Origin of the sequence: Salinicola salarius (assembly GCF_002179555.1) — a bacterium.
Taxonomy (GTDB): Bacteria; Pseudomonadota; Gammaproteobacteria; order Pseudomonadales; family Halomonadaceae; genus Salinicola; species Salinicola salarius_A.
The window spans coordinates 48836-73310 of record NZ_NHOU01000001.1; the positions used below are offsets into that span (position 1 = coordinate 48836).

Consider the following 24475-nt stretch of genomic DNA (forward strand, 5'->3'; position numbering starts at 1 on the left):
TCGGGTAACAGGAAGTTCATCTTGGCCAAGATCATCGTTGTAACATCCGGTAAAGGTGGCGTCGGCAAGACGACCAGCGCGGCAGCCATTGCCACGGGATTGGCCCTTCGCGGCAACAAGACCGTCGTCATCGACTTCGACGTGGGTCTGCGGAATCTGGACTTGATCATGGGGTGTGAACGCCGGGTCGTTTACGACCTGGTCAACGTCATCCAGGGCGAGGCCGGGCTCAAGCAGGCCATGATCCGCGACAAGCGCTCGGAGAACCTGCATATCCTTCCCGCGTCCCAGACGCGCGACAAGGATGCGCTGACGCTGGAAGGCGTCGAGAAGGTCCTGATGGATCTCTCCGAGGAGTTCGATTACATCATCTGCGACTCTCCCGCCGGTATCGAACGTGGCGCCCAGCTGGCCCTTTACTTCGCCGACGAGGCCATCGTCGTGACCAACCCCGAGGTCTCCTCGGTGCGGGATTCGGACCGTATTCTCGGGCTGCTGTCGTCCAAGTCGCGTCGCGCCGAACAGAACCGTGACCCGATCAAGGAACACCTGCTGGTGACCCGCTACAACCCGAGCCGGGTCGATGACGGCGATATGCTCAATCTGGAAGACATCCGGGAGATACTGGCGATCGATCTGGTCGGCCTGATTCCCGAATCGGAAGCCGTGCTGCGCGCCTCCAACCAGGGGGTGCCTGTCATTCATGACGACAAGAGCGACGCTGGACAAGCGTATGTCGATACCGTATCGCGCCTGATGGGCGAAGACGTGCCGCTGCGTTTTCAATCGGTGCAGAAGCGCGGTCTGATCGCACGCATGTTCGGAGGAGGAGGCCGCCGGTGAGGCTACTCGATTTTCTCAAGGGTGAACGCAAGAAATCCGCATCCGTTGCCAAGGAGCGGCTGCAGATCATCGTTGCCCATCAACGCGGGCATCGGGGCCAGCCCGACTACATGCCGATGCTGGAGCAGGAGCTACTCGAGGTCATCCGGCGGTACGTCAAGGTCGACCAGGATGCCATCAATATCAGCCTCGACAGCGACAATGACTGCTCGGTGCTCGAACTCAACGTGACACTGCCCAACGAAAGCGAAGCGGCCAAGACCTGAAGAAGCGGCCAGTGCCACGGCCAGCGACACATGAGTCGTGCTGCCGGCTATGCTAGGCTTGGCCTTTTGCGCAGGCGGAGAGCGGAATGGCCACGAGTGGAAGGGTCAATGGCAAGGCAGTCCATGGCAAGAAGGCCCGGTCCCAGGCAGAGCTCACATTTCTCTGGCACGACTATGAAACCTTCGGTGCCGATCCGCGTCGGCACCGGGCTTCCCAGTTCGCCGCGATTCGTACCGATGCCGAATTCAACGAAATCGGCGAGCCGCTGACCCTGTATGCCCGCCCGGCGGACGACGATCTGCCCAATCCCCATGCCTGTCTGATTACCGGTATCACGCCCCAGGCCGCGCTGCGTCGTGGCGTGCCGGAGGCGGAGTTCGCCGCGCGCATCCAGGCGGAGATGAGCGTACCGGGCACCTGTTCGCTGGGCTACAACAGCCTGCGCTTCGACGATGAAGTCAGCCGCCATCTGTTCTACCGCAACCTGTTCGACCCTTATGCCCGAGAGTGGCAGAACGGCAATTCCCGCTGGGACCTGATCGATGCCGTACGCGCCTTCTACGCCGTGCGCCCCGAGGGTATCGAATGGCCGAAGCGAGAAGATGGCGCCCCGAGCTTCAAGCTCGAGCACCTGACGGCAGCCAATGGTATCCCGCATGAAGGAGCCCACGACGCACTGGCGGACGTGCGTGCCACGATCGGCATGGCTCGGCTGCTGCGCGCCCGGAATGCCAAGTTCTTCGATTACCTGCTGTCGTTGCGCCAGAAGCGGCGAGTGGCCGAGCTGCTCGATGTCGATGCCCGCAAGCCGATGCTGCATATCTCGCGGCGTTATCCCGCCAGTCGCGGCTGCAGCGCCCTGGTCGTACCGCTGGCCGCGCATCCTTCGAACCCCAACGGGATCATCGTCTACGACCTGGCCGTCGATCCTGCGCCGTTGTTCTCGCTGACGCCCGAGGAGATCCGGGCGCGCATTTTCGTCAGCGAAAGCGAGCTGGCCGAGGGCGAAACGCGGATTCCGCTGAAAGTGGTCCATCTCAATCGTAGCCCGGTGCTGTTGCCGATCGTCACGGCCGACGATGCCGTCGCCAGGCGCCTGGGGCTCGACCGCGCCTTGTGCGAGCGACACTGGCAGGCGCTGGTGCAGAACCCGGAGTCTGCCAGCAAGGCGGCACTGGCCTTTGCCGACTCACCGGCCGATCCGCCGCAGGATCCCGACCTGATGCTCTACTCCGGCGGCTTCTTCTCGCCGCACGATCGTCAGGCGATGGAGCGCGTGCATGCGACACCGCCCGACGAGCTGGGCACGACGGGGTTTGCCTTCCAGGATCCGCGGCTCGAGGAGATGCTGTTCCGGATGCGCGCGCGCAGCTACCCCGATACGCTCGACAGCGAGGAAAAGGCGCAGTGGGACGCCTTCCGCTGGGCACGCATGAACGACGCCAACAGTGGCGGCATGACGCTCAAGGATTTTGCCCGGGAGATCGAACGTCTCAACCAGACGCCGTTGGAGGACCGCGAACGTCAGGTGCTCGAGGAGCTGGTGATGTACGTCGAGTCGATCATGCCGGAACAGGCGTTCGACGCTTATTGAGCTACGAGCTACGAGCTACGAGCTACGAGCCACGGGCCACGGGCTACGAGCCATGAGCTAAGAGCGACGGGCGGGTGACGAAAACCGACTTCCCGAACCAGAATGCCAGAAAGCAGACAGCCGCCCCGGACGATGCGTCCGGGGCGGCTTGCGTTGGTGGGTGGCGTTCTTGCCGGATGAGCCGCTATCGCGCCAGCGTGGCGTAGTCGCGAGTCAGGGCATCGACATCGCTGGGCTGGTCGCCGGCATCGGAGGTGACATTGAGCGTCGGGCTCTGGCGCAGCGTCTGCCAGGCGCTGCGGACATCCGCTGCGCTCAGTTCGTCGACCTGGGCTGCCAGTTGTTGGCGACGATCGAAGTCGGCCTGGGGGTAGGCCAGCGTCTGCCACAGCCGATCGGCGCGCGCCGAGAGTGACTGGTCGCGCTGCAGTAGTTGCTGGCGCACGGCCTGACGATAGGGTGCCAGATCGGCATCGCTCAACGCCTCGATGCGCTGATCGAACGTCTTCAGGAAAGCGTTCATGCGCTGTCCGATGGTCTCGCTGGAAACGCTTGGCGACTGCACCAGCATCATCAGGCCCGGGGCGTTCATGAAGGGCGCGTAACCGGCGCTGACGATATAGCCGAGCTGTTCGTCGGTGCGCAGTTTGGCAAAGAACGGCGGGCCGATCAGTTGCCCGATAACGGCCAGGCTGGCCTGGCTCTGCAGTGCGCGATCGGGGCCCTGGAGATAGCGCAGGACTGCGGCGTCGTCCCGGGTCGTCGAGGGATGCAGGGCCGGCGCATCTGCCGGCACGTCGAGCACGCGCAGCGGCGGAATGTCGCTGGCGTGAAGCCTGGGCGACAGGGCGTTGGCGACCAGCAGCCCCTCGCGCCTGGCCAGGGTAGCGTCGAGATTGCCCACCGCCAGCGCCTGCACGTAGAGCTCGTCGAGGAATTGTCGGCGATAGTCGCGCACGTCCTGGGCATCGATGTCACCGATCGCCGCCAGCATGTTGGGGGTGCTGATCTGCGGCCGCATCAGAGCTTCGCCCAGGGTGCGCTGCATCTGCTGATAGAGCGCGTCCTGTGGCGCGTTCTCCCAGCTGCGTTCCAGCCCCTGCTTGACTCGGGCGATGCTGGCATCGGTGATCTCGCCTTGCCGCAGTTGCTCGACGACCGTCTGCATCAGGCGATCCTGATGATCGCGCCAGCCGGAGAAGGCCAGCGTGATGCCGCGACCGTGGGCGTAGGCGGTGAAGCTCTGGCCGGCCAGCGAGGCGGGGTAGAAGCGCTCGTTGAGTCCATCGTTCAACCAGCCGGCCAGCAGCCGTGTCAGTACCGCATGGCGGGCATCCCGCGTGGCATCGGGGTTCTGCAGGCTGAAGCGCCATTCGACCCGCGGGGCGCCAAAGTCGCTGTCGGCCTGATGCCAGATCTCGACGCTGGGGGAGTCGACGAGGCGCGCCGGTTCGGCGCTATCGAACGGTTGTACGCTCAGGTCTTCGGCGATGTAGGGGTTGGCCTCGGGAAGCGCCAGGCCGTCGAGGGGCGTCCCGCGAGGCCAGTCGTCGCGGCGCGTCAGGGTGTAGGGGGTCGAGAAGTACTCGGTCGTCTTTTCCCCCGCGACGTCCGGGCCGCTGTAGACCCGCAGCAGGTTGTCGGGCGTCAGCCGTTCGAGGATGTCATCGATCGCCGCCGCATCGAACTGGTCCATGCGGTAGGGGGCGTACTGCACATCCTTGAGCGGATAATGGGCGAGACTCATCGCCATGCCGCTGACGGTATCGATCGGCTCGCTGCGCTGCTGAAAGCGGAAGCTCTGCTCGGCCAGTTTGGCCTGTTCTTCGTAACGCCAGGCGTTGACGCCGTGATCCCGGATACGCCGGATCTGTTCGAACAGGCTCGCCTGGATGTCGTCGAGGTGGTTTTCGCCTTCGGGGGTCAGGCTGATCGAGATGTCGAACAGCGCATGCCGGCCATCGCCATGGCTCGTGCCGGCGGACAGACCGTCGGCCCAGCCGGCCTGGCGCAGGGCGGCCAGCAGACTGCCTTCGCCTTCGTGGCCGAGCAGGTTGGCGAGATAATCGTCGGGCTTGTTGGCGTACTCGAGGATCGGGTCGTCGACGGGAAACAGGAACTCCAGCTGGCGCCGGGCTTCGTTGGTCTGGATGCGCAGCGAGGCCGGCAGGTCGCCGTCTCTCGCCAGCGGTTGCTCGACGATCGGCTTTTTCAGGTCGCGATCGGGCACGGCGTCGAAGCGCTGGCGTACCTGTTGCTCGATGGCGTCCAGGGGTTCCGGCGCGAGCACGGCAAGTTGCATCACGTTGGCGCCGTAATGGCGATGATAGAAATCGAGAAGCGCCTGGCGCAGCGGACGTTTGTCGCTGTTGAGCGTGTCCAGACTGCCGACGGAGAAGTGGTTGATCGGATGATCGGGATTGAGCGCCTTGCCCAGCGCTTCGTTGATACGACGGGCGTCGTCTTCGCGCCGTGCCTGATACTCGGAGTTCACCGCATGGCGTTCGCGGTCGACGTACTCCGGGTTGAACTGCGGGGAGACGAAGAACTGCGAGAAACGGTCCAGTGCTTCGGGAAAGGCCTCGGGATCGACATCGAAGAAGTAGTTGGTGTCCTGGTCCGCGGTGAAGGCGTTATGAGACCCGCCGTTGCGGTTGATGAAGCGCTGGTAGCCGTCGGGATCGGGATAGCCCTCGGTGCCCAGAAACAGCATGTGTTCGAGGAAATGCGCCAGCCCGGGCATGTCCGACGGGTCGTTGTCGCTGCCTACCGAGACATCCATCGCCGCCGCGGCCTTGTCGGCATCGGGATCGCTGACCAGCAGCGCCTGCAGGCCGTTATCCAGCGTGATGGCACGATACTGGCGGTCGTCATTAGGGCTTTGAATTAGAGGGCTTTGGATCAGAGGGCTTTGGGCCGGAGAGCTCTGGATCGGCTGGACGGGATCCGGCGAGACAGGTTTGGCGGCGGCGATGGCTTCGCTGGGTAGCGAACTGAATGCCAACGCCAGACCGAGGGTCAGGTAGCCGGCGGCGAACCAGGCACGAAGCCCGAAACGCCTGGTCATCGCGATGCCGGAGGGATGAGCGCGATGCGATGAAGGTCGTGAATGGGGTTCCTGCATACGGATTCTCTCGGTGATGATGAATCGGCTTGGTAATGAATCGGCTTGGTAATGAATCGGCTTGGTAATGAATCGGCTCGAGGATGAACGGAGCTCGACGATGAACAGGGCTTGATCGTGAATGCCGGGACAGAACGTGGTTCGGCTCTCAGGCCGTCCACACCCGCATGGGCCCGACCGGATAGCCACAGGCCCACTCCTGGTGCGCGGGATCGTTCACCTGTCTTGATACCGGAAAAGCGCCCAACAGTTCCCTGTCGGCTGGTCCGATGAGGTCATGAGCGGCTGTCGGCGAGGTCTTCGAAGAGAGCCAATCCTCGATCCGGGAGGGCGCGATGACGGCGGGCAGGCGACCGCTCATGGGGGCGATGACTTCCGTGGTCGGCACCGTGATCAGCGCGAACGAGTCACGCGAGGTTCCGATATCCGGGGCGTAGCGGCTCCAGATGCCGGCCAGCATCAGCGGCGAGCGATCGGTATGCGTGACCAGAAATGGCTGCTTGCCGCGTAGCCCGGCCTGCCAGACGTAGATACCGGTCACGGGGACCAGGCAACGGCGCTCGGCCAGCGCTTCGCGAAACATCGGTCGCTCGTCGAGGGACTCGGCGCGGGCACAGTGAGGCGCCTGGTCGAGGACCTTCAGCCAGGTGGGCGTGAGCCCCCAGAAGGCGTCGCGCAGCACGATGTCGTTGGCTTCCCGGCGCAGGATCGACAGCCAGCGGCGAGGCGCCAGGTTGGGCCCGAACACTGGCGGGTCGATGCCACGAAAGGCCGGGCTTCGTGGATGGCGCGTCCAGTCGTCGACGTGCAGTCGACCAGCCATGGTCTCTCCTCGTGGGCATTCTGATGGCAGGGGCCACAGCCTATGCCACCGGAAAGGCAGGGCCAAGATGTTATTGCATCGAAACGGACGCGACCGCTCCATCGACGATGGCAGCCGGTCGGCGTAAAACTCTCACGAAATCGTTACGTTAATGCCCCAGGTGCTTGCGTTTGCGCGGTATGGCGATATGCTGAGAAACGCTGTTCGATTTTAAGTCGACAACAAGATTTTCCGGCCCCCGGACCATCGACAGCGATTCGACACTATTCCGAGCGAGGAACTTCATGGCTCGACCGCGACAGCACGCTCCCGAGGCGCTCCATGCTCAGGTCATGGCGGCCTGTGATGCCTGGCTGCGAGACAATCCCGTGCACACGCTGTCGCTGCGCTCCCTGGCTCGCGATGTGGGCTGCGCACCGAGTACGCTGCTCAAGCTCTACGGCAGCTTCAGCAACCTGCTGCAGTACGTCAACATCGAGACGCTCGATCGCATGGGGGCCGCGGTCTCCTGGCTCGAGGATGCCGACCCGGAGCCGCAGCTCAAGGCGCTGGCGAACGCATACTGGCAGTTTGCCCAGCATGAACCCTACCGTTGGCAGATGCTGTTCGAATATCCGCTGGCGGACGAGGGGGAGCTGGACGAGCGCCAGAGCCATATCATCGAAGCGCTGTTCCTTCGTGTCGAAAGTGCGCTCAAGGCGCATCAGCCGGCGCTCGACGATGCCGGCGCCCGCCGCATGGCGAGAACCCTCTGGGGTAGCGTCCACGGTCTGGTCCAACTGGGGCTGAACGATCGTCTCGGCTATTGGCAGGAGCAGCCGATGGAAGTCGGCGACCTGCTCGATCAGTTGCTGACGATGACCCTGAATGGCCTGCGTTACCAGCCGGACGCCACGTGATCTCGGGATTATTGACTCAACGCCGTTTTGCCCCGTTCTTCTGGACTCAGGCGTTGGGGGCGTTCAACGATAACCTGTTCAAGAACATTCTACTGCTGCTGCTGACCTTCGTCGCCGTGCCTCGCTACGGCTGGGATACGGGACTGCTCAACAATCTGGCAGCGGGACTGTTCATCCTGCCTTTCTTTCTGTTCTCCGCCTGGGGCGGCACGCTTGCCGACCACCTCGACAAGCAGCGGCTGGTGCGCCGCCTCAAGCTGCTGGAGCTGGTGACGATGATCGCGGCGGCGGTGGCGGTCTGGTTCGAGCTCTTTGGCCTGCTGCTGGCGCTGCTGTTCATGATGGGCACGCAGTCGGCGCTGTTCGGGCCGGTCAAGTACGCCATCCTGCCGCAACATCTCGCCGCCACCGAACTGGTCAAGGGCAATGCCTGGGTCAATCTGGGCACCTTCGTGTCGATCCTGCTGGGAACGCTGCTGGCCGGTGTGCTGGCTTCGCTGGACGGCGCCCTGGAGCGGGCGGCGATCGCGGCCAGCCTGGTCGTCATCGCGCTGGTCGGCGTCGTTGCCAGCCTGGGTATTCCCGAGGCGCCACCGAGCGCGACCGGCCGTGTGTCATGGCGCCCGTTCTCGGGAACATGGCGGGTGATGCGGGACGGCCTGAGTGAAAAGCGCGTGCGTCCCGCGCTGATCGGCATCAGTTTCTTCTGGTTTCTCGGGGCCTGTTATCTCACCCAACTGCCCGCCTGGGTGCGTGACGTGGTCCACGGCAGCGAAGGGGCGGTCAGCTTTCTGCTGGGGGCTTTCGCGGTCGGCGTCGGGCTCGGCGCGCTGCTCTGCTCGCGGTTGTCGGCAGGCCGCCTGGAACTGGGGCTGGTTCCGCTCGGGGCGCTGGTCATCGGGGTATCGGGCATCGAGCTGGCATCACAGTCGGGCTTTGCCGGTGAACAGCTGGCGCTGGGTGAACTGCTGACGATGACCGACTTCTGGCAGATGAGCACGCTGCTGGCGCTGGTGGGGCTGGGCGGCGGTCTTTATAGCGTGCCGCTCTACACCCTGATGCAGCTGGCCAGTCGCGAAGAGCGAAGGGCGCGCATGATCGCTGCCAACAATATCCTCAACGCCCTGTTCATGATCCTCTCCGCCGTGTTCGGGATCCTGGTGCTCAGCGTGATGAAGCTGTCGCTTTTCGTGCTGTTCGCCTGTCTCGGCTGGGCCGCTCTGCTGGTCGGCGTCGCGCTGCTGATGCGTAACCCGAGACCGGCGCTGCGGTTGTTGATCTTCGCCCTGACTCAGGTGCTCTACCGGCTTCGCTGTTGCGGTCGTCATCATGTGCCGGCCACTGGCCCGGCGCTGGTGGTCTGCAATCACGTCAGCTTCATGGATGCGCTGGTACTCGGCGGCGCCTGCCCGCGTCCATTACGCTTCATGATGGATCGGCCGATCTACGAGAACCCCTGGATCAACTGGTTCTTCCGGATTGCCGGGGCGATTCCCGTGGACTCCGACCGACGCGATCCGGGCGGCGTGCGGCGCGCGCTGGAAGAGGTCAGCCGGGCATTGCGCAACGGCGAGGTGGTGATGATCTTTCCGGAAGGGCGACTGACGCCGGATGGCGAGGTACAGGCCTTCCGGCGAGGGCTGGACCTGGTGCTGGCGCGAGATCCGGTGCCGGTGGTGCCGGCGGCGCTGTCGGGTCTGTGGGGATCCTGGACTTCCAACAAGGATGGCAAGGCGCTGACCAAATGGCCGCGCCGTTTGCGGGCGCGGGTCCTGCTGGTCTTCGGCGAGCCGATACCGGCAGGCTATTCGCCGCGCAGAACCCTGGAGCGACGGGTCCGAGGTCTCAAGCGCGCTGCCGATCAAAGCCTGGCCAGGAGGCTGGGCGGCCCGATCTAGCGTAGCGAATCACTCCCTGGCGGGTCATCGGCCGCCAGCTCCACGAGGGAAGTCGGCGCGCCTTGAGCCCCGGTCTATTCGGGTCTATTCGGGGCTATTCGGTAGCACGGCGCCGGACGCCTTGCTGCCAGCAGCGTGCCGAGGTGATCAGGTTGTCGCCGATCTCCAGAATCTCCAGGCGGCTCGTGCCGATCTGCAGGCAGACCTGAGCGTCGGGAAAGGATTCCAGCTCCTCGAGGATCAGGCCGTTCAAGGTCTTGGGGCCATCCGTCGGCAGCTGCCAGCCCAGTGCCTTGTTGACTTCGCGGATATTGGCCGTACCTTCGATCACGTAGCTGCCGTCGGGCTGCGGGTGGATGTCCCGATAAGTGCCGGCGACATCGGTGGTGAACTCGCCCACGATCTCTTCCAGAATGTCCTCCAGCGTCGCCAATCCTTGCACGTCTCCGTACTCGTCAACCACCACCCCGATCCGACGCTTCTGCTGCTGGAAATTGAGCAGTTGCGTATGCAGCGGGGTCGACTCCGGAATGAAATAGGGTTCACGGGCTTCCTGTACGATCGCGGCTTTCTGAAGATCCGGTTTGGAGAGAAACCGCGAAGCGTTGCGCAGGTGCAGAATGCCGATGATGTTGTTGATGTCGCCCTTGAAGATCGGCAGGCGGGTGTGCTGACTCTGGCGAATCTGGGCCAGCAGCGTTTCCAGATCGTCGTCGAGATTGAGACCGACGATCTCGTGACGCGGGACCATGATGTCGTTGACGGTGACGTTTTCCAGATCGAGGATCGACAGCAGCATCGCCTGGTGACGGCTGGGGATCATCGGCCCCGCCTCGTGAACCACGCTGCGAAGCTCGTCACGGGTGAGGCTGTCGGCACCGGCGTCCAGGTGACGAACGCCGATGAGGCGCAGAAGCCCGTTGGAGATGACGTTGACCAGCCAGACCACGGGATAGAAAAGTCTCAGCAATGGCGCAAGGATCAGCGAGGCGGGTAGGGCGATGCGGTCGGGCTTGATGGCGGCATAGGTCTTGGGGGTCACTTCGCCGAAAATCAGCACCACGATCGTCAATGCCAGCGTGGCGATGGCGGGCCCCGACACATCGCCGAAGAAATGGATGGCGACGATAGTGGCGATCGAGGCGGCGAGATTGTTGACCAGATTGTTGCCGATCAGTATCACGCCCAGCAGGCGATCGGGGCGCTTGAGCAGCTCGACGACACGCTTGGCCGAGCGGGATCCGGCATTGGCCTGATGATTCAACCGGTAGCGGTTGATCGACATCATGCCGGTTTCGGAACTGGAGAAGAAGGCTGACAGGCAAACCAGAATGAACAGCAGGCCCAGCATGAGGCCCAAGGGTATGTCATCGCTCAAGGCGGGGAATTCCTCAGGAGTTGTCAGGTTGTTGTAGGGCGTTAGCCGAACCCTGTCAACGCCGCCGACAGCCGCACCCGGCACGGCTGTCGACTCGGGGCACGTCTCAGGCGTTGTAGTGGAAGACGTATTCCAGCACGAACTTGGTGCCGAAGAAGGCCAGTATCAGCACGCCGACGCCGGTCAGCGTCCAGCGTACCGCCTTCTGGCCACGCCAGCCCAGATAGTGGTGCCCGGCCAGCAGGCCGGCGAAGATCAGCCATGCCAGCAGCGACAGGATGGTCTTGTGGGCCAGGTGCTGGGCGAACAGGTTGTCCACGAACAGGAAGCCGCTGATGATGGCGAGCGTCAGCAGCAGCATGCCGCACCAGATCAGTTCGAACAGCAGCTGTTCCATGCGGGTCAGCGGTGGCAGCACCTGAACGATGCCACCCGTCTGGCGGCGTTTGAGAGCGTGATGCTGGAAGCCCAGCAGCGCTGCTTGAACGGCGGCAATGGCCAGGAAGGAGAAGGCGGCGACCGAACTCAGAATGTGGAAGTAGAGCCCCGGCGATACTCCGGACTCGATCATCCGGCTGGGCATGCCAACGACACCGACAACGGTGATGGCGGCCAGCGGAAAGACGCAGACGCCCGCGTTGAGCACGGGCTTGAACAGACTGGCAATCAGCAGTAGTGCCACGACCAGCCAGCCCACCAGCGCCGCGCTCTGGGTCAGCCCCAGGTGCAGTCCGTGGGGGCCGACGATCGCCAGTGCGACGATGAGGGTGTGGCATGCCAGGGCGATCAGCCCGGCACCACGGACCCAGTTCGGACGTTCGCCGACGCGTCGGGCGAGGCTCAGGCTTTGCCACAGCCCGGCGGCAAGATAGCAGACAATAGCGACAAGGGCGAAAGGAAGCGCCGGCATCGGTGTTTTGGCCTCGTGAGCGGTGACTGACGACCGCCATGACGATGAAAAGAGTACGGGATGCGGATGTGCTAGATGATAGGCAATCGCGTTTCGCGGTTACTATACCCAATCACTGCCAACTCGCCCAGCCATAGCCGCATGCAGCCGAACTGTGTGAATCAGGCCGCATGGAGCCAAGCCCTATCCATGCGTATAATGCTGGCCACATTCCTTCTAGCGGCGCCGCGAGCTTGAGTTCGAGCATCGGTGGCGCCAGGCATCGTTGCCCGGAGCGTTTCATGTTCGAAAGCCTCTCCAATCGCCTGTCGCAGACGCTCAAGTCGATTACCGGCCAGGCGCGTCTGACCGAAGACAACATCAAGGATACCCTGCGTGAAGTGCGCCGGGCCTTGCTCGAAGCCGACGTTGCCTTGCCCGTGGTCAAGGACTTCGTCGATCGCGTACGCGAGCGTGCCGTGGGCCAGGAGGTCTCCAAGAGCCTCTCGCCAGGGCAGCAGTTCGTCAAGATCGTCCAGCAGGAGCTGGAGGCGATCATGGGGCAGGCCAACGAAGCGCTGACGCTCAAGGGCTCGCCCGCGGTCGTGCTAATGGCCGGCCTGCAGGGCGCGGGCAAGACCACCTCCGTGGCCAAGCTGGCGAAGTTCCTGCGCGAACGCGAGAACAAGAAGGTGCTGGTGGTTTCCGCCGACATCTACCGCCCGGCGGCCATCGATCAGCTCGAGACCCTGGCCCGGGAAGTCGAGGTCGACTTCTTCCCGTCGACCAGCGCCCAGCAGCCGGTGGCGATCGCCGAAGCAGCGATCAAGCACGCCAAGATCCAGTTCCATGACGTGGTGATCGTCGATACCGCCGGCCGGCTGGCGGTGGACGAAGCGATGATGGCGGAGATCCAGGCTCTGAACCAGGCGATTCAGCCGCAGGAGACGCTGTTCGTCGTCGATGCCATGACCGGCCAGGATGCCGCCAACACCGCCAAGGCGTTCCATGACGCGCTGCCGCTGACCGGCGTCATCCTGACCAAGGCCGATGGTGACGCGCGCGGCGGTGCGGCGCTTTCTGTGCGTCACATCACCGGCAAGCCGATCAAGTTCATGGGGATGGGCGAAAAGGTCGATGCCCTGGAACCGTTCCACCCCGATCGCGTGGCGTCGCGCATTCTCGGCATGGGCGACGTGCTGTCGCTGATCGAGGAGGCGGAGCGCAATGTCGACAAGGGCAAGGCCGAGCGACTCGCCAAGAAGGTCAAGAAAGGGCAGGGCTTCGATCTCGAGGATTTTCGCGACCAGCTCCAGCAGCTCAAGAAGATGGGCGGTATGGGCGGGCTGATGTCCAAGCTGCCGGGCATGGGGCAGATGGCGGAAATGGCCCAGAACAAGGGAGCCGAGCAGGAATTCGGCAAGCTCGAGTCGCTGATCAACTCGATGACGCCCCAGGAGCGACGCAAGCCCGAAATCATCAACGGCTCGCGCAAGCGCCGCATTGCCGCCGGTGCCGGTCTGCAGGTGCCGGATCTCAATCGTCTGCTCAAGCAGCACAAGCAGATGCAGAAGATGATGAAAAAGGCCGGCCAGAAGGGCGGCATGCAGAAGATGATGCGCGGCATGTCCGGCATGATGGGCGGCGGAGGCCCTGGCGGCCCTGGTGGTCCCGGTGGCATGGGTGGTATGGGGGGAATGGGCGGCGGCTTTCCCCGGCGCTGATTCGCCCGTGCGTCGCAACAAAAGGTTCCCAAGACAGGGTGTTTTCCGTAGAATGCTGCGTCTTCGTCTCGGGCGAGTGTCCGAGAAGACTCGAATCCGTGGCGTAACGATTAACTTAACCGAAGGATTATCAACGCAATGGTAACCATTCGTCTGGCACGTGGTGGCGCCAAGAAGCGTCCCTTCTATCACCTGACCGTTAGCGATTCTCGCGTTTCCCGCGATGGCCGCTTCATCGAGCGCGTCGGCTTCTTCAACCCGGTCGCTCGCGGCCAGGAAGAACGCCTGCGTGTCGATCTGGACCGCATCACCCACTGGCAGTCCCAGGGTGCGCAGGTTTCCGATCGCGTGGCCGAGCTGGTCAAAGAAGCTCGCAAAGCTCAGGCCTGAGTTCGATCATCATGCCGCAAGCGGCTCGCGAAACGCTGTCGGGTGACCCCTTGCCGAAAGCCGAGCAGGACAAGCCCATGCAGAATGACGAGACGCAGCACGTGGTGCTGGGGCGTCTGACCAGCCCGCACGGTGTGAAGGGTTGGCTCAAGGTCTATTCGTACACCAGTCCGGCCCAGGGCATCTTCGACTACCCGGTCTGGGTGTTGTCGATGCAGGGGCAGCGCCAGTCGCGACGTCTGCTCGACGCGCGGCCGCAAGGCAAGAGTCTGGTGGTACGACTGGAAGGTATCGACACGCGGGAGCTGGCAGAGCAGTGGGCCGGTGCCGAGGTGTCGATCGAGAAAACGGCGCTACCCGAACTGGATAGCGGCGAATATTACTGGCATCAGCTGGAAGGGCTCGAGGTCGAGACTCGCGATGGCGTCAAGCTGGGTCGAGTCGGCCATCTCTTCGAGACGGGTGCCAACGATGTGCTGGTGGTCAAGCCCTCCGAGGGTAGTCTCGACGATCGCGAGCGATTGCTGCCGTTTCTGCCTGACGACGTGATCGTTCAGGTCGATCTGGCCGGACGATTCATGATCGTCGACTGGGACCCCGCTTTCTGAAACGCTGCACGTCGACATGACGCGGCGATTTCGGGAAACGGCGAACGGCCGATAGTCGGCGGCGGGAAGGAGAAGCGTACCGTGTGGATTGGTGTCGTCTCCCTGTTCCCGGAGATGTTCGAGGCCATTACCCGGCATGGCGTTACCGGTCGCGCCGTCGAGCGTCGCTTGCTGGAAATGGCTTTCTGGAATCCCCGGGATTACGCCACGGACAGACATCGCACGGTCGACGATCGTCCTTACGGGGGCGGCCCCGGCATGCTGATGAAGGTCGATACCTTGCGCGGCGCATTGACGGATGCGCGTGCCGGGGCGGAAGCTGCAGGCCATCGTCCCAGCGTGATCTACCTGTCGCCTCAGGGGCGCAGGCTGGATCAGGCCGGAGCTCGCGAGTTGGCTTCGCGTGATGGCCTGATCGTCGTGGCGGGCCGCTATGAAGGCATCGACGAGCGCGTGGTCGAAGCCGACATCGATGAAGAGTGGTCGATCGGCGACTACGTCCTCAGCGGTGGCGAGCTGCCCGCGATGGTGATGATCGATGCGCTGGCGCGCGAAGTGCCCGGTGTGCTGGGGCACAGTGATTCGGCCAGCGAGGATTCGTTTGCCGATGGCCTGCTGGACTGCCCGCACTATACGCGGCCCGAAGTGATCGACGGCCACCGGGTACCGGACGTCCTGCTCAGCGGCAATCACGAATTGATCCGCCGCTGGCGACTGAAGCAATCCCTCGGGCGCACCTGGCTCAGGCGCCCGGATCTGCTGGAGAGCCGAACGTTGGATCGTGAACAGCGCAAGCTGCTCGACGAATTCATCGACGAACACGTCGCGGGAAGCACATCTTCCGGCGACGGCGGTGCATGAGGCGACAGACCTTCGAACAGACCTGCGAATAGCGTGATGTTCGAATGCAATAGTCGTCGACATGCGTCATCCACGAGTCCGATTCCGCCCCGACCGCTTGTCGGACGGGCGTCGGGATCACGAAACGTCTTTCGAAGACGTTTCTTCAACGAGGAGCAAGACATGAGCAGCAAGAGTAAAGTGATCCAGGCGCTCGAAGACGAGCAGATGAGCAAGGAAGTCCCGGCGTTCGCGCCCGGTGACACCATCGTCGTCCAGGTCAAGGTCGTGGAAGGCAGCCGCGAGCGTCTCCAGGCTTTCGAAGGCGTCGTCATCGGCAAGCGTAACCGCGGTCTGAACTCCGCTTTCACCGTGCGCAAGATCTCTCACGGTGTCGGCGTCGAGCGTACCTTCCAGACCTACAGCCCGCTGGTGGCCGGTATCGAAGTCAAGCGTCGCGGTGACGTGCGTCAGGCCAAGCTCTACTACCTCCGCGAGCGCAGCGGCAAGTCTGCCCGCATCAAGGAAAAGCTGGGCTGAGTCGGCGCAAGCCGCTGACTTACACGCCCCCGGTCATCCTCGGGAGCGTGCCCGGCAGGAGCAACGGAAACCCCGCGAGTCGTTCGGCTCGCGGGGTTTCCGCGTTATGATGGAACTCTTTCTTTCCACAGCCGTTTTCGTCTCGGAGCTGCATGAACGATCACGACCGACGCGATGCCTTTCTCGATGCGCTATGGCTGGAGCGGGGCGTCAGCGAGCATACGCTGAGCGCCTACCGCCGCGATCTGACGGCGTGGATCGTCTATCTCGAGGCACAGGACGAGCGGCTGCTGGCGCCCGGCGAGACTACCCTGGCCGATTTCGTCGAGTCCTGTCGTGAGCGCTATCACACCCGTTCCATCGCACGGCAGCTCTCCTGCCTGCGACGCTTCTACCGCTGGGCGCTGGCCGAAGGGCTGATGAGTCACGACCCGCTGGCGGAGGTTCACTCGCCGCGAGTGCGGCCCGGGTTGCCCTCGACCCTCGAGGAGCACGACGTGGATCGGCTGCTGATGGCGCCGGACGTGGAGACCGCGCTGGGCCTGCGCGATCGCGCCATGCTGGAAGTGCTCTACGCCTGCGGTCTGCGCGTCTCCGAGCTGGTGGGATTGACCGTATCGGCGGTCAATCTGCGCCAGGGCGTGGTGCTGATCCGCGGCAAGGGTGACAAGGAACGACTCGTGCCGCTGGGCGAAGAAGCCATGGCCTGGGTCGAGCGTTATCTGCGCCAGGGCCGCAACGAGCTGATGAACGACATCCGCCAGCCGCCGCTGTTTCCCGGGCGCCGTGATGGCTTCATGACTCGCCAGACCTTCTGGCACCGGCTCAAGCACTATGCGCAGCTCGCGGCCATCGACAAGCCGCTGTCGCCGCATACCCTTCGCCATGCCTTTGCGACCCATCTATTGAATCATGGGGCCAATTTGCGTGTCGTACAGATGCTGCTGGGTCACAGCGACCTGTCGACCACGCAGATCTACACCCACGTGGCCCAGGCGCGTCTGGAAGCGCTGCACGCTCAACACCACCCGAGAGGTTGAACATGAGAAGTCGTCTACTGTTGTCCACCGTCGCCTTGCTGGCTGCCGTTCTGGCACCGGCCGTATCGGCCGAGCCGCCGGCCGATCTTGCCGACAAGCTCAACGCGCACGGGGGGCAGCCTCTGCCGATCGAAGCCATCGACGACTCTCCGGTACCCGGGCTCTATGAAGTCCGCCTGCGTGGCGGCAACACGCTCTACTCGGATGCCGAAGGCCAGTATCTGATCGTCGGCGATCTTTACCAGAATGCCGAGGACGGCATGGTCAACCTGACCGAACAGGCGGCCAACCAGCGACGCAAGGCCCTGGTCGACGCCGTGCCCGAGGAGCAGCGAGTGATCTACAAGCCGGCCGGCGAGGTCAAGGCCAGGCTCACCGTGTTCACCGATCCCACCTGCCCGTACTGCCACAAGCTGCACGCCGAGATGTCCCAGCTCAACGACATGGGCATTCAGGTCGACTATCTGGCCTTCCCCCGGATGGGGCCCAATTCGGATGCGGCGCGACAGCTCGCCGAGGTGTGGTGTGCCGACAATCGCTCGGAAGCGATGAGCGCGGCATTCCGCGGTGACAGCGTGGAAGCGTCGAAAAGTTGCCAGGCTCCCATCGCGTCGCAGTATCAACTGGGCGTCGAATCGGGAATTCAGGGCACGCCCGCGATCATTTTCCCCGATGGCAAGATGGTGCCGGGATACCTGCCGGCGAAGCGGTTGGCGGCCATGCTCGGCATCGATGCCAGCGGCGATAGCTGATACCCGGCAGGATACCCGCGAGTCCGCTTGACAAGGGGGGCTGGGCTTTCTACCGTGACCGCCCTTCAGGGCGCTTTGTGCCGGGAATCCGTACAGCAAAGAATGGAAAGCCGTGACAGCGGCTTCCGCTCCGGAGGGCGATGCGGCGAGTCAATATCAGCAGGGGAGAGCGACATCTTGGATCCGGTGAGAGTGGGTATCTGCGGGCTGGGCACCGTGGGCGGTGGCACCTTCGACGTTCTGACGCGCAACGCCGACGAGATCGCTCGTCGGGCGGGTCGCCCCATCGTCATCGAGCAGGTGGGTGCGCGGCGCGACAATCCTGACTGCGACACTTCCGGGGTCAAGGTGACACGCGACATTTTCGAAGTCGCGCGCAATCCCGACATCGACGTGCTGGTCGAGCTGATCGGCGGCTACGACGTCGCTCGCGAGCTGGTCATGACCGCGATCGAACATGGCAAGCACGTCGTGACCGCCAACAAGGCGCTGATCGCCGTTCACGGCAACGAAATCTTCCAGGCAGCCCACAAGAAGGGCGTCATCGTCGCCTTCGAGGCTGCCGTGGCCGGTGGCATCCCGGTGATCAAGTCGCTGCGCGAAGGCCTCGGCGCCAATCGCATCCAGTGGCTGGCCGGCATCATCAACGGCACCGGCAACTACATCCTGACCCACATGCGCGACGAGGGCCGGGCGTTCGAGGACGTCCTCGCCGAAGCCCAGGCGCTGGGCTATGCCGAGGCCGACCCGACCTTCGACGTCGAGGGCATCGATGCCGCCCACAAGCTGACGATTCTGGCCTCCATCGCCTATGGCGTCCCGCTGCAGTTCGATCGCGCCTATACCGAGGGTATCGCGCGGATCACTGCCGAGGACGTCGAGCAGGCCGATAACCTGGGCTACACCATCAAGCATCTGGGCATTACCCGGCGGGGCGACAACGGCGTCGAGCTGCGCGTCCACCCGACCCTGATTCCGAAGGAACGGCTGCTGGCCAACGTGCATGGCGTCAAGAATGCCATTGCCGTGATGGGCGACGCCGTCGGCCCGACGCTCTACTATGGTGCCGGTGCCGGCGCTGAACCCACGGCCTCGGCAGTGGTCGCCGACCTGCTGGACGTCGCGCGCAACATTGCCACCGCGCATCGTTACCGTGTGCCCTATCTTGCTTTCAGCGGCATCAACGACGAAGCCAACGCGCTGCCGATCCTGCCGATGGAAGAGATCGTCACGGCCTACTACCTGCGCCTGCTGGCGGTGGACCGCCCTGGCGTGCTGGCGCGAGTCGCGACGATCCTGTCCGAGCAGACCATCTCGATCGAGGCGATCATCCAGAAGGAAGCCACCGAAGGCGAGCTGGTGCCGATCATCCTGCTGACGCATCGCACCCGCGAGCAGCACATGAACGATGCGATTCGCCAGCTGGAATCGCTGGCCGATATCGCCGGGCCGGTCACGCGGATTCGTGTCGAGTCGCTGGACGAGCAGTAATAACTTCAGTTCCGAGCCGTAAGCCGCGAGCCGCGAGCGGGTTGTGCTCGAAGCCCGCAGCTCGAAGCTCGTCACTCACGGAGTGAAATATGCGTTATATCAGTACGCGCGGCCAGGCGCCGGCGCTGAATTTCGAGGAAGTGGTACTGACCGGCATGGCGGTCGACGGTGGCCTCTACGTGCCGGAGACGATGCCGCAGCTGTCGCGGGAGGAGCTCGCCTCGATGGCGGGGCTCTCCTACGCCGACATCGCTTTTCGGGTGATGAAGCCCTTCGTCGGCGGCGAGATCGACGACGAGACGTTCCGTGGGCTGGTGCATGATGCCTACGCGACCTTCAGCCACGATGCCGTCGTCCCGCTCAACCAGCTCGATGCCAACCACTTCCTGCTCGAGCTGTTCCACGGCCCGACGCTGGCATTCAAGGATGTCGCGCTACAGCTGCTGGGGCGCATTCTCGATCATTTCCTCGCCAAGCGCGGCGAGCGAGCGGTGATCATGGGCGCCACCTCCGGTGACACCGGCTCGGCGGCGATCGAAGGCTGCCGCCACTGCGATCATCTGGATATCTTCATCCTCCATCCGCACAACCGGGTTTCCGAAGTGCAGCGGCGCCAGATGACCACAGTGCTGGCGGACAATGTCTTCAACATCGCCATCGAGGGCAACTTCGACGATGCCCAGGCGATGGTCAAGGCGAGCTTCGCCGACCAGGCGTTCCTCGAGGGCGCACGGCTGGTGGCGGTCAACTCGATCAACTGGGCGCGCATCATGGCCCAGATCGTCTACTACGTCGCTGCCGGCGTGGCGCTGGGCGCGCCGCATCGCGAAGTCAGCTTCTGCGTGCCGTCGGCCAACTTCGGTAACCTCTTCGCGGGCTACATGGCCTACAAGATGGGCCTGCCGGTCAAGCAGTTCATCATCGCCACCAACGCCAACGACATCCTGCACCGCACGCTGGCCGACAACGACTTCTCCAAGCGCGACCTGGCGGCAACGCTGGCCCCCTCGATGGACATCGTCGTGTCGTCGAACTTCGAGCGGTTGCTGTTCGACGCCTACGACCGCGACGGCGATGCAGTTCGCGAGCTGCTCGAGCGCTTCCAGCAGGAGCCGGCCGTGCTGGCCGAGGCGCCGCTCGCCAGGCTGCGCGAGAAGTTCTCCAGTTTCAGCGTCGACGACGATGCCATCCTCGAGACCATTCGCGACGCGCATCATCGCACCAAGGAGCTGCTCGACCCGCATACCGCCACCGGTTACCGGGCGGCGGAGCAGGCGCGCGCCGATACGGTGACGCCGATGATCACGCTGGCGACGGCGCATCCGGCCAAGTTTGCCGAAGCCGTGGTCAGGGCCGGCTTCTCCGGCGTGCCGCTGCCGCCCCACATGGACGATCTGCTCGAGCGCGAAGAGCGCTACAGCGTGCTGCCCGCCGAGTTGAAAGCGGTCCAGGCATTCGTCGCCGATAACCGTCGCTGAGACGGGATCGCGCATTGCTGCGTTAACGGGAGAGACGCCATGTTGAAAGTACTGGGAAGAGACAACTCGAACAACGTCAAGAAAGTGCTTTGGTGCGCGGCCGAACTGGAGCTCGAGTTCGAACGTGTCGATTACGGCGGCGTGCATGGTGGTCTGGATAGCGACGAGTATCGCAAGCTCAATCCCAACGGCCTCATTCCGTGTCTGATCGACGGGGAAAGAAGCGTGTGGGAGTCCAACGCCATCGTTCGCTACCTGGTCGCTGCCTATGGCAATGGTGCGCTGCAGAGCGGCTCTCCCCTCCAGCGAGCCATATGCGATCAATGGATGGACTGGGTGCTGTCGATGCTGGCCGCGCCCTTCCGCGACTTGTTCTTCAACCGCGTGCGTGCCACCCCCGAGCAGTTCGACGCGGACGCGATGGCACGAGGCCAGTTGCTCGTGGCCGAACGGTTGGCAATCGTCGACAGGGCGCTTGCAAGCCAGGCATGGTTGTCGGGAGACGCCTTCGGCATGGGTGACATCCCCATGGGATGTTTCGTCCATACCTGGTTCGCGATGGACATCGAGCGCCCCACGCTGCCACACCTGGCCGACTGGCATGCACGGCTCGAGACGCGTCCGGCATTCCGCCAGCACGTCATGACCCCGCTCACTTGAGTTCTGGATGTCTACTGTTCCCGCTACGACCTTGGCCGACCAGACTTCCCACGATTACGCCCGCTGTCGCATCCAGCCACGCCCGCGCGACGAGAACGTCTATCGGCGCGGACTGGCCGCCGGGCTGAGCGAGCTGCAGGCACGGATTCTCGCCGGGCGGCTGCCGGGACACGACGGCCCGCTGGAAGCGTTGACCGCGCCGGCACTGCGCTATCTCAGCCACCCCGAGCAGCTGTGCGATGCCCGCCGTGGCGCCGAGCGCATCGCGCGGGCGGTGAGCGAGGGCGAGCATATCGGCATCCTGACCGACTACGATGTCGACGGCATCACCTCGCATGTGGTGATGCTGCGCTCGATGACCGAGCTGTTCGGCGTGCCGTCCGCGAAGCTGCACAGCCTGATCGGTCACCGTATCAACGACGGCTACGGCATCAGCCTGCCGCTGGTCGAGCGCACGCTGGCGCTGAAGCCGCGCCCCAGCCTGGTGATCACCGCCGATTGCGGCTCCTCCGACGAACCGCGGATCGCGCGCCTGCGCGAAGCGGGGATCGACGTCGTCGTCACCGATCACCATGCGTTGCCGATCGAAGGGCCTCCGGCTTCCGCCTACGCCACGATCAATCCCACGCGCTCGGACTGCGGGTATCCGGACAAGACCATCGCCGGTTGCATGGTGGCGTGGCTGATGATGTCGCTGACCCGCTCGGTCCTGATCGAGCAGGGCGTGCTGTCGTCGTCGACGCCCAAGCTTTCGCCCTGGCTCTCCTACGTGGCCTTGGGGACGGTGGCGGACTGCGTGTCGCTGGGGGCGAGCGCCGCCAATCGCGCGGTCGTGACCTACGGCCTGCGGCTGATCAATCGGATGGAGGCCGCCTGCTGGCGGGTCATGGCGGAGCGCCTGGGTGCCGACAGCATGCCGTTCGACGCCGAGACGCTGGCCTTCCAGATGGGGCCGCGAATCAATGCCCGCTCGCGGCTGGACGACCCCTACGCTGCGCTGCACTACATGCTGGCTGCGGAGGATGGTGTCGCCCGCCAGCATCTCCAGGTGCTGGATGATGACAATCAGGCCCGCAAGGCGCTCGAGGCCGACATGGTCGAAAGCGCCCGCGCGCTGGCCAAGCCGCAGCTGGCGGACGACCTGCCGGCGCTGGTGATCCATCTGCCCGAGGGGCACGCCGGGGTGCAGGGCATCGTCGCTTCCCGGCTGGTCCAGTCCTACGGGCGCCCGGCACTGGTGTTGACGCCCGCTACCGCGCCGGACATGTTGACCGGCTCCGGGCGCTCCATCGAGGCATTGCATCTGCGCGATGCGCTGCAGCGGGCCCACGAGCTGTCGCCGTCGAGCCTGCCGCGTTTCGGGGGGCACCGGGGGGCGGCCGGCGTCGGCGTGCCGCTCGCCGAGCTGGAGTCGTTCCGCCATGCTTTCCTGCAGGCCGTGCGGGAACAGCTCGGCGAACGGGAGCTGTTCCCGATCGTATGGACCGATGGCAGCCTGAGTGCATCGCAATTGACCCTGGCGACGCTGGACGAGCTCGAAGCGCTGGCGCCCTATGGCCGCGAATTCGACGCGCCGCTGTTCGAAGCCGAGTTCTTCGTCGAGCAACTGCGCCCGGTCGGTGCCGAGGGCAATCACCTGATGCTCGAGCTCTCCTGCGACGCGGTGGTCAGCCGGGCGATCTGGTTCCGCGCGCTCAATCCGGGCGAGGCCGCGCCGGTTTCACTTGGCGACCGGATACGATGCGCCTTCAAGCTTTCCCGCAATCGCTGGAAAGGGCGCGAGTCCCTGCAGTTGATGGTCGAGCACGCCGAGCGCCTGACGGCCTGACGTTTCCCGCCTCATTTCCCCATCCTTTCACACGCTTCATTGGCTGCCACGACACCTGCCGCCACGACGCCTGTCGTCCCGAACTGTCGGAATCGGGCGGGTTCGGGGTCGCCTCGAGCGGACGTCTTGACGATATAATCGCCGGATCGCCGGTGGCCCCGTTCTCGGGGCGTGACCGGACAGGCGCCAAAAGCGCCGACTCATTGACCCACTGCCTACCCGGCAGAGACAAGACAACAAGGATTGCTCGATGGAAACGACGTACCGTCACCGTTCCTATGAAGACGTGCTGGCCATTCTGCTGGGGTCTTCCTGCGCGGCGCTAGGGTTGGCGCTCTATCACCATGCCGAGATCCTGATCGGCAGCACAGCGGGCCTGGCGCTGTTGGTGACCTACGTGACCGGCTGGAGTTTCGGACTCGTCTTCTTCGTCATCAACCTGCCGTTCTACTGGCTGGCCTGGCGGCGGATCGGCCATCAGTTCACCTTCAAGACCTTCGGGGCGGTAGCGCTGCTGTCGTGGATCTCCTGGATGCTGCCGAGCTGGCTGGAGATCGGCGAGGTCGATCCGCTGTTCGCGGCGCTGGCGGGGGGAAGTCTGATCGGCCTGGGCGTGCTGTTTCTGCTACGCCACCGTGGCAGCCTCGGCGGGTTCAACATTCTCGCGGTCTATCTGCAGGACCGTTACGGTTGGCCGGCGGGCAAGGTGCAGATGGGACTGGATGGCCTGATCATGCTGGCTGCGTTCTTCGTGCTGCCGGTGACCAACGTGCTCTATTCAATCGTCGGCACCGTGGTACTGGGCGCGATTCTCACCATCAATCACCGCCCGGGGCTCTACGCCGGCATCAGCCAGAGTTGAAGAGCTGAGGCTGAGGCTAAGTCTGGATCGGCCCAGCGCTGCCGTTCAATAGTTGGGCCACAGCCCCGGCGTGACCAGCTCGAGCAGGTGGTCGTCCGGGTCGCGAAAATAGAGGCTCTCGCTCCCTTTCGGCCAGCGGGTCCGGCCTTCGATCTCGATGCCCTGATCGGCGAGATGCGCCTCCCAGTCGTCGAGACTTTCGGCCGGAATCGCCAGCGCCAGGTGCTGGCGACCCTCGCCGTCGTGGGGCGGGATGGTCCCCATGTCAGCCGGCAGGTGGACCGTCTCGTCGGTCTGGCCCTGCTGGAACACCAGCAGCATGGTGTTGCCGGTGGGGTAGGCGGTGAAGCGCTCGTCCTCGAGATGAGGTTCGAGCCCGAGCACGCGCGTGAAGAAGTCCCGAGCCTGCTGCATGTCGGCCGTGTAGAGAACGCTTTCGATGACGCCGCCCAGCGGTGGGGCGTGGTGTGGTGAAGTCATCGTTTTCTCCTTGCTGGCTTCGTCCCTTTGCTAGCTGCGTCCCTGGCTGGCTGCGATCAGCCTCGCA

At 64.1% G+C, this 24475-nt stretch carries 22 protein-coding genes; 17 read left to right on the forward strand and 5 right to left on the reverse strand.

Annotation, left to right across the window (positions count from 1 at the left end):
• Positions 1-21 precede the first annotated feature (21 nt).
• The 3 genes from minD to sbcB all read left to right on the forward strand — a co-directional run bounded on the left by minD (position 22) and on the right by sbcB (position 2704).
• Positions 22-843, forward strand: coding sequence for a septum site-determining protein MinD (gene minD / locus CCD76_RS00240; RefSeq protein WP_087717577.1), 822 nt, complete (start codon positions 22-24; stop codon positions 841-843).
• A complete protein-coding gene (gene minE / locus CCD76_RS00245; RefSeq protein WP_071231744.1) occupies positions 840-1109 on the forward strand; it encodes a cell division topological specificity factor MinE in 270 nt (89 codons plus the stop codon). Before minD ends, minE begins: the two co-directional genes overlap by 4 nt.
• Before the next feature lie 86 nt (positions 1110-1195).
• On the forward strand, positions 1196-2704 hold the full coding sequence (sbcB, locus tag CCD76_RS00250) for an exodeoxyribonuclease I (RefSeq protein ID WP_087717578.1): 1509 nt from the start codon (positions 1196-1198) through the stop codon (positions 2702-2704).
• Between the two features lie 184 nt (positions 2705-2888).
• On the opposite strand, the gene CCD76_RS00255 is transcribed toward sbcB, so the two are convergent.
• Both CCD76_RS00255 and CCD76_RS00260 read right to left on the reverse strand, forming a co-directional pair.
• Entirely contained in the window at positions 2889-5828 is a 2940-nt protein-coding gene (locus CCD76_RS00255) for an insulinase family protein (protein ID WP_256960984.1), read from the reverse strand.
• Between the two features lie 148 nt (positions 5829-5976).
• Complete coding sequence (locus tag CCD76_RS00260; protein WP_087717579.1) at positions 5977-6651, reverse strand: SOS response-associated peptidase; 675 nt, start codon at positions 6649-6651, stop codon at positions 5977-5979.
• Positions 6652-6935: 284 nt separating this feature from the next.
• On the opposite strand from CCD76_RS00260, the gene CCD76_RS00265 reads away from it, so the two are divergent.
• Entirely contained in the window at positions 6936-7550 is a 615-nt protein-coding gene (locus CCD76_RS00265; RefSeq protein ID WP_087717580.1) for a TetR/AcrR family transcriptional regulator, read from the forward strand.
• Between the two features lie 11 nt (positions 7551-7561).
• Complete coding sequence (locus CCD76_RS00270) at positions 7562-9448, forward strand: MFS transporter (RefSeq protein WP_256960985.1); 1887 nt, start codon at positions 7562-7564, stop codon at positions 9446-9448.
• Between the two features lie 94 nt (positions 9449-9542).
• On the opposite strand, the gene CCD76_RS00275 is transcribed toward CCD76_RS00270, so the two are convergent.
• Both CCD76_RS00275 and CCD76_RS00280 read right to left on the reverse strand, forming a co-directional pair.
• Positions 9543-10826: an HlyC/CorC family transporter gene (locus CCD76_RS00275; RefSeq protein WP_087717582.1), complete on the reverse strand. Its 1284-nt coding sequence runs from the start codon at positions 10824-10826 to the stop codon at positions 9543-9545.
• A gap of 106 nt (positions 10827-10932) precedes the next feature.
• Positions 10933-11736 carry a cytochrome C assembly family protein gene (locus CCD76_RS00280; RefSeq protein WP_087717583.1) on the reverse strand — a complete coding sequence of 268 codons (804 nt, stop codon included), beginning with the start codon at positions 11734-11736 and terminating at the stop codon, positions 10933-10935.
• A 281-nt stretch (positions 11737-12017) separates the two neighbouring features.
• Between CCD76_RS00280 and ffh the strand changes: the two genes are divergently transcribed.
• The 12 genes from ffh (at position 12018) to CCD76_RS00340 (ending at position 23928) form a co-directional block, all read left to right on the forward strand.
• A complete protein-coding gene (ffh, locus tag CCD76_RS00285) occupies positions 12018-13439 on the forward strand; it encodes a signal recognition particle protein (RefSeq protein WP_087717584.1) in 1422 nt (473 codons plus the stop codon).
• A gap of 138 nt (positions 13440-13577) precedes the next feature.
• Positions 13578-13829, forward strand: coding sequence for a 30S ribosomal protein S16 (gene rpsP / locus CCD76_RS00290; protein WP_071231752.1), 252 nt, complete (start codon positions 13578-13580; stop codon positions 13827-13829).
• A 77-nt stretch (positions 13830-13906) separates the two neighbouring features.
• Positions 13907-14437, forward strand: coding sequence for a ribosome maturation factor RimM (gene rimM, locus CCD76_RS00295; protein ID WP_087717820.1), 531 nt, complete (start codon positions 13907-13909; stop codon positions 14435-14437).
• A gap of 81 nt (positions 14438-14518) precedes the next feature.
• Positions 14519-15298, forward strand: a complete 780-nt coding sequence (trmD, locus tag CCD76_RS00300) for a tRNA (guanosine(37)-N1)-methyltransferase TrmD (protein ID WP_087717585.1) — start codon at positions 14519-14521, stop codon at positions 15296-15298.
• A 162-nt stretch (positions 15299-15460) separates the two neighbouring features.
• Positions 15461-15817, forward strand: a complete 357-nt coding sequence (gene rplS / locus CCD76_RS00305; RefSeq protein ID WP_071231754.1) for a 50S ribosomal protein L19 — start codon at positions 15461-15463, stop codon at positions 15815-15817.
• A 152-nt stretch (positions 15818-15969) separates the two neighbouring features.
• Entirely contained in the window at positions 15970-16857 is an 888-nt protein-coding gene (gene xerD, locus CCD76_RS00310) for a site-specific tyrosine recombinase XerD (RefSeq protein ID WP_087717586.1), read from the forward strand.
• A gap of 2 nt (positions 16858-16859) precedes the next feature.
• Entirely contained in the window at positions 16860-17609 is a 750-nt protein-coding gene (locus CCD76_RS00315; protein WP_071231756.1) for a DsbC family protein, read from the forward strand.
• A 177-nt stretch (positions 17610-17786) separates the two neighbouring features.
• Positions 17787-19100, forward strand: a complete 1314-nt coding sequence (locus CCD76_RS00320) for a homoserine dehydrogenase (RefSeq protein WP_071231757.1) — start codon at positions 17787-17789, stop codon at positions 19098-19100.
• Positions 19101-19189: 89 nt separating this feature from the next.
• A complete protein-coding gene (gene thrC, locus CCD76_RS00325; protein WP_087717587.1) occupies positions 19190-20578 on the forward strand; it encodes a threonine synthase in 1389 nt (462 codons plus the stop codon).
• A gap of 39 nt (positions 20579-20617) precedes the next feature.
• Positions 20618-21238: a glutathione S-transferase family protein gene (locus tag CCD76_RS00330; protein WP_087717588.1), complete on the forward strand. Its 621-nt coding sequence runs from the start codon at positions 20618-20620 to the stop codon at positions 21236-21238.
• 7 nt (positions 21239-21245) lie between these two features.
• The gene (locus CCD76_RS00335; protein WP_087717589.1) at positions 21246-23066 is read left to right on the forward strand and encodes a single-stranded-DNA-specific exonuclease RecJ; all 1821 of its coding nucleotides are present in this window, start codon (positions 21246-21248) and stop codon (positions 23064-23066) included.
• Positions 23067-23316: 250 nt separating this feature from the next.
• Positions 23317-23928 carry a YitT family protein gene (locus tag CCD76_RS00340; RefSeq protein WP_087717590.1) on the forward strand — a complete coding sequence of 204 codons (612 nt, stop codon included), beginning with the start codon at positions 23317-23319 and terminating at the stop codon, positions 23926-23928.
• Positions 23929-23973: 45 nt separating this feature from the next.
• Here CCD76_RS00340 and CCD76_RS00345 read toward each other — a convergent pair whose 3' ends face one another.
• A complete protein-coding gene (locus CCD76_RS00345) occupies positions 23974-24408 on the reverse strand; it encodes a VOC family protein (RefSeq protein WP_087717591.1) in 435 nt (144 codons plus the stop codon).
• Positions 24409-24475: the final 67 nt, after the last annotated feature.

Coding starts and splice junctions, on each gene's coding strand:
- CCD76_RS00335 (WP_087717589.1), top strand. CDS start 21,246: ATGTCTACTGTTCCCGCTACGACCTTGGCCGACCAGACTTCCCACGAT.
- CCD76_RS00340 (WP_087717590.1), top strand. CDS start 23,317: ATGGAAACGACGTACCGTCACCGTTCCTATGAAGACGTGCTGGCCATT.
- rimM (WP_087717820.1), top strand. CDS start 13,907: ATGCAGAATGACGAGACGCAGCACGTGGTGCTGGGGCGTCTGACCAGC.
- rplS (WP_071231754.1), top strand. CDS start 15,461: ATGAGCAGCAAGAGTAAAGTGATCCAGGCGCTCGAAGACGAGCAGATG.
- ffh (WP_087717584.1), top strand. CDS start 12,018: ATGTTCGAAAGCCTCTCCAATCGCCTGTCGCAGACGCTCAAGTCGATT.
- CCD76_RS00330 (WP_087717588.1), top strand. CDS start 20,618: ATGTTGAAAGTACTGGGAAGAGACAACTCGAACAACGTCAAGAAAGTG.
- sbcB (WP_087717578.1), top strand. CDS start 1,196: ATGGCCACGAGTGGAAGGGTCAATGGCAAGGCAGTCCATGGCAAGAAG.
- CCD76_RS00255 (WP_256960984.1), bottom strand. CDS start 5,828: ATGCAGGAACCCCATTCACGACCTTCATCGCATCGCGCTCATCCCTCC.
- CCD76_RS00280 (WP_087717583.1), bottom strand. CDS start 11,736: ATGCCGGCGCTTCCTTTCGCCCTTGTCGCTATTGTCTGCTATCTTGCC.
- xerD (WP_087717586.1), top strand. CDS start 15,970: ATGAACGATCACGACCGACGCGATGCCTTTCTCGATGCGCTATGGCTG.
- CCD76_RS00345 (WP_087717591.1), bottom strand. CDS start 24,408: ATGACTTCACCACACCACGCCCCACCGCTGGGCGGCGTCATCGAAAGC.
- CCD76_RS00315 (WP_071231756.1), top strand. CDS start 16,860: ATGAGAAGTCGTCTACTGTTGTCCACCGTCGCCTTGCTGGCTGCCGTT.
- thrC (WP_087717587.1), top strand. CDS start 19,190: ATGCGTTATATCAGTACGCGCGGCCAGGCGCCGGCGCTGAATTTCGAG.
- CCD76_RS00260 (WP_087717579.1), bottom strand. CDS start 6,651: ATGGCTGGTCGACTGCACGTCGACGACTGGACGCGCCATCCACGAAGC.
- rpsP (WP_071231752.1), top strand. CDS start 13,578: ATGGTAACCATTCGTCTGGCACGTGGTGGCGCCAAGAAGCGTCCCTTC.
- CCD76_RS00265 (WP_087717580.1), top strand. CDS start 6,936: ATGGCTCGACCGCGACAGCACGCTCCCGAGGCGCTCCATGCTCAGGTC.